Source organism: uncultured Bradyrhizobium sp. (assembly GCF_964252615.1).
GTDB lineage: Bacteria > Pseudomonadota > Alphaproteobacteria > Rhizobiales > Xanthobacteraceae > Bradyrhizobium.
The window spans coordinates 38270-41895 of record NZ_CAXUNQ010000045.1 but is presented as its reverse complement, the minus strand read 5'-3'; the positions used below and the strand labels follow the sequence as shown (position 1 = coordinate 41895).

Below are 3626 nucleotides of genomic sequence, written 5' to 3'. Positions count from 1 at the left end.
CAAATCAGCTGAAACTTGGACTATACTTTCAATGAACCGGACAGCCGTGGGCTCGTCCCGGCCATCCACGTCTTCAGCGAAAAACAAGACGTGGATGGCCGGCACAAGGCCGGGTATGACGAATGAAAGAAATCCGATATGACCGCGCCCGCGTTGCGTCATCGAATGTTCCGCGCGACGATGCGGTCGCGGCGTTTCGACTTGATGGATCGCCCTCAGCGGCGGACAGATCGAGTATCAGATGAGTTGTCGAATGAGCCGCGCCAACGGTTCCTCATTTCCGCTGAAGCTCGCGATCATCGCCTGCAGGGTTGCAGGCGCGTCGAGGCGGCTGAATTCCGTTCGGTGGCCAGCAATGAATCGCCGCTTTGGCAAATTCATCGGCGTCGAGCTCACGAAGCTGCCTGGCCGCAGCAAGCTTTCCGAACAGCTTCATGAGCTGGGCAGCGATGTTCTCCGGGTAGCAGAACATGTGGCCGCCCTTCGACGTTCGCACGGTGCGCAGCTCTGCCTATTCTGGCAGCAGCCTCTGCTGCTTTGCGCCCCTTTGGAGCCGCTGGGAGGAGGCGGCATGTCTGACGTCGGTCCTTCCGGAAAGGGATATTGCTCAGCGCTTTCGTGGGATCCTGGTGCCTGGTCCGGCGTGTCCATGCCCGCCCGTCATGGCACGGCGATTGCACTTTTTGCAGGCCGCATCACGCGCGCGAGGACAGCACCATGAAACGATCCGATCTCACCGAAAAACTGCTCGACATCAAGCGCGAGAAGCAATGGAGCTGGAAACACATCTGCGCGGAGATCGGCGGCTACTCGGAAGTCCTGATCGTCGGCGCCATTCTCGGCCAGATGAAATTGACAAAACCGCAGGCGGCCAACGCGGCCGAGCTGTTCGGGCTGTCGCAATCCGAAACCGCGATGCTCAACGAGGTACCGATGCGGGGCAGCCCGATGCCGCCGACCGATCCGTTGATCTATCGTTTTTACGAGATGGTGATGGTCAACGGCCCGGCCTGGAAGGCGCTGATCGAGGAAGAGTTCGGCGACGGTATCATGTCGGCAATCGATTTCGACATGGCCCTGGAACGCGTCGCCAATCCCAAGGGCGACCGCGTCAAGATCACCATGAGCGGCAAATTCCTGCCGTACAAATATTACGGCGCCAGCGGCAACGTGCCGGAGTATGGGTTCAAGGAGGGGTGAAGCCGCGTGAATGTGCAGGAGTATGGGTTCGGTGAAGAGGCGGCCCGTGCAGAGCCGCCAGTTGGGTTGAGCGCCAAGGTGTGATCTTCCCGCAGAAAAGTGGACAGGGTTAAGCTGCTTTTTAGCTCCATTTCGATCGGGGCGATATATCCGATGGCGGAATGGAGTCGGGTTCGATTGTAGAAGCCTTCGATATAGGCGAAGATATCGCGCCGGGCCTCGGCCCGAATGTTGTATTGGCGATGATGAACGAGCTCGGTCTTCAGGGTGTGGAAGGGTTGGTTGCCTGGACTTTTGCGCGCGCCATAACAGCGGCGTGCCGAAACCGTTTCGCGATGGACGGGGGCATCCGTGCTCCCGGCCTTCGTGCGCCTATTTACTTCTGTTGCGCCTTACCTTTCGGTTATCGATTCAGCTTCAATAGTTTACGACCGAGGGGCACACGCAGGGAGCTCTCTTCGGTCTCCGGTAGGTATAATCTCGTGTATTAACTCCTGCTGGCAATGATAATTTGCCCAGTGTTCAAATTGGGAACACTCGCTATCAACCTGTTTCAGGTGATCCTCAAGGACCTTGAGTTTCTTCTCGATATTCGCATTAACCGGCACTTGCGGTGGACCTTCAGATGTCGGGAGTGCTTTCCACTCACTGCAGTCGTGGGCTATTTGAGCGAGCTTCCGCCAGCTGTTCGGCTCTTGCATAACTTTCAGGAAAGTTGCGTTTTCGTAATCTCTCTCATCATCATAGCCAAGATAGTAGCCGGCGACACCAGTGCCGGTCATGGTCAACGTCGCCCAAGCCATAACTCGCAGTTTTGCCCAACGCTCAAGCTTAATACTCGCCGTCGTAATGCTGCCATAACCAGCTGCGATGCCAACTGGAGACAGAATTCCGATCAACTTTACGAAACGCTCTTCCTCGAATGACCGCCAGCGCTTTTTATCCTTAAGCTTTTCAAGGTACCATGGCGCGAGCGCCGTCTTTGCCACAGTGTTTTTTGATAAGATGTACTCGTATATGTAGGGGCCGGCAGCCAAAGTTGCACTGATATCGTCGTTTTCTATCTTCTTAAGAATAACGTTCGCTGCCAAAAACTTAAGCGTGGCCACCTCGGTTCTATAGTCGGGTGAATCATAGCGACCAAACATCAAGCCAACCAACCCGGCAGTTAAAGACAGCCCAGCAATCGTGAAGACCAAGGTCTTTCGGGTTTTCTTCGTCAAAGCCATGGCGAAATTTCTCCCCCACCGAACCGATAAATAGCACAGGCGCGGACAATCCAAAATGGTACAGGCGCGGTCGCGTGTTTCGCGAGGTGACGCGTCCCGCTCATCGCCGCCCTGACCGTGCCGTGCCCTCCTTTCAGTGGTCGCACCACACTGACGCTATCCTCGTTGCCCATGATGCGGACGAGAACGGCGCGTGAAGGCACGCCGGGAACGCAAGAAAAAAGCTGAGCGTTGCGCTCCATTTCTTTTCTTGCCGTTCGCCGTTCTAGCCGTCCGCCAAGGAAGGGGGCAACGGGTTCGCCATCGTGGCGCGCCCGAAACCTCAAAAGGAGAACACCATGAGCACGATTGGCAATTTTACCTTCGATCAGGACGGCGACGCTTACGGAAAGCATCGTCACGCTGAACTCCAGTTCCTCCGCGTGGCGATCATCGCCGCCGGCAACACGGGAGAAAGCAGCCGGACTACCGCGTCACCGCCGAAACCGAATTCAGCTTGGCTGAACTCGATCGGCATGGAAGCGCACCAGCGAGCGCGGAGAAGAATACCTCTCCGTCTCACTCGACGGTTCGCTGCAGGCGTCCGCCATCAACGCCGCGCTCTTCTCAAAGCAAGACGGTGCGCGCTTTGAATTAGTCTGGAACCGGCCGAAGGCGAAGGCCTCCGACGAGTCCGAACCCAAGGCCAAGAAAGCGAAAGCCTAAATCGCCCTCGACCCGGCTGCATCCCGCAGCCGGTTTTTTTCATCAGCGTCCAGTTCGACCGCGAGCGCCTGGCGTTTGTACTCATCCGTGAACGACCGACGTTGACGTATTTCCATTCGACACCTCCTGGCTCTTCGAGCCTACTACAGGTGTCCACTCATTCGAGGGAGGTTCATTGTGCCCCGCTGCCGGCCCTTGCCGAGCTTAGGGGATGTTCAACGAGGCCGATGCACACCAGGTCCATCCCGAATTGCCGCGTCCTTGGCGGACGCAGTAGAGCTTTCCGCCGAAGGCGGCGAGCGCCGGCGAGCCGGACACGCCATAGGCGTCGCCGGGATCGGGGATCAGCGCGTCCTTCGACCAGCCGGTGCCATCGAACGACCCGCACCAGGTCCATCCCGAATTGCCGCGTCCTTGGCGGACGCAGTAGAGCTTTCCGCCGAAGGCGGCGAGCGCCGGCGAGCCGGACACGCCATAGGCGTCGCCGGGATC

The 3626-nt window shown here is 57.9% G+C and carries 7 protein-coding genes; 3 read left to right on the top strand and 4 right to left on the bottom strand.

What is annotated here, in order from left to right; all coding sequences use genetic code 11:
• Positions 1-253 precede the first annotated feature (253 nt).
• Positions 254-721: a hypothetical protein gene (locus ACFE72_RS19200; protein WP_375414704.1), complete on the top strand. Its 468-nt coding sequence runs from the start codon at positions 254-256 to the stop codon at positions 719-721.
• Positions 718-1200 carry a cyanase gene (gene cynS, locus ACFE72_RS19195; protein WP_375414703.1) on the top strand — a complete coding sequence of 161 codons (483 nt, stop codon included), beginning with the start codon at positions 718-720 and terminating at the stop codon, positions 1198-1200. The genes ACFE72_RS19200 and cynS overlap by 4 nt, the downstream gene beginning before the upstream one ends.
• Here the strand turns inward: cynS and ACFE72_RS19190 are convergent.
• The 3 genes from ACFE72_RS19190 to ACFE72_RS19180 all read right to left on the bottom strand — a co-directional run bounded on the left by ACFE72_RS19190 (position 1152) and on the right by ACFE72_RS19180 (position 2830).
• A complete protein-coding gene (locus ACFE72_RS19190) occupies positions 1152-1466 on the bottom strand; it encodes an IS3 family transposase (protein ID WP_375414707.1) in 315 nt (104 codons plus the stop codon). The two genes, cynS and ACFE72_RS19190, sit on opposite strands and share 49 nt — an antisense overlap.
• Positions 1467-1625: 159 nt before the next feature.
• A complete protein-coding gene (locus ACFE72_RS19185; protein WP_375414702.1) occupies positions 1626-2429 on the bottom strand; it encodes a hypothetical protein in 804 nt (267 codons plus the stop codon).
• Positions 2420-2830 carry a hypothetical protein gene (locus ACFE72_RS19180; RefSeq protein ID WP_375414701.1) on the bottom strand — a complete coding sequence of 137 codons (411 nt, stop codon included), beginning with the start codon at positions 2828-2830 and terminating at the stop codon, positions 2420-2422. Before ACFE72_RS19180 ends, ACFE72_RS19185 begins: the two co-directional genes overlap by 10 nt.
• A 172-nt stretch (positions 2831-3002) precedes the next feature.
• On the opposite strand from ACFE72_RS19180, the gene ACFE72_RS19175 reads away from it, so the two are divergent.
• Positions 3003-3134 carry a hypothetical protein gene (locus ACFE72_RS19175; RefSeq protein ID WP_375414706.1) on the top strand — a complete coding sequence of 44 codons (132 nt, stop codon included), beginning with the start codon at positions 3003-3005 and terminating at the stop codon, positions 3132-3134.
• 204 nt (positions 3135-3338) lie between these two features.
• Here the strand turns inward: ACFE72_RS19175 and ACFE72_RS19170 are convergent.
• A partial coding sequence (locus tag ACFE72_RS19170) for a hypothetical protein (protein WP_375414700.1) occupies positions 3339-3626 on the bottom strand: 288 nt, incomplete at its 5' end.

What these genes read in the sequence shown, in the direction of transcription:
- ACFE72_RS19200 (WP_375414704.1), top strand. Translation starts at nt 254, where the DNA reads ATGAGCCGCGCCAACGGTTCCTCATTTCCGCTGAAGCTCGCGATCATC.
- ACFE72_RS19185 (WP_375414702.1), bottom strand. Translation starts at nt 2,429, where the DNA reads ATGGCTTTGACGAAGAAAACCCGAAAGACCTTGGTCTTCACGATTGCT.
- cynS (WP_375414703.1), top strand. Translation starts at nt 718, where the DNA reads ATGAAACGATCCGATCTCACCGAAAAACTGCTCGACATCAAGCGCGAG.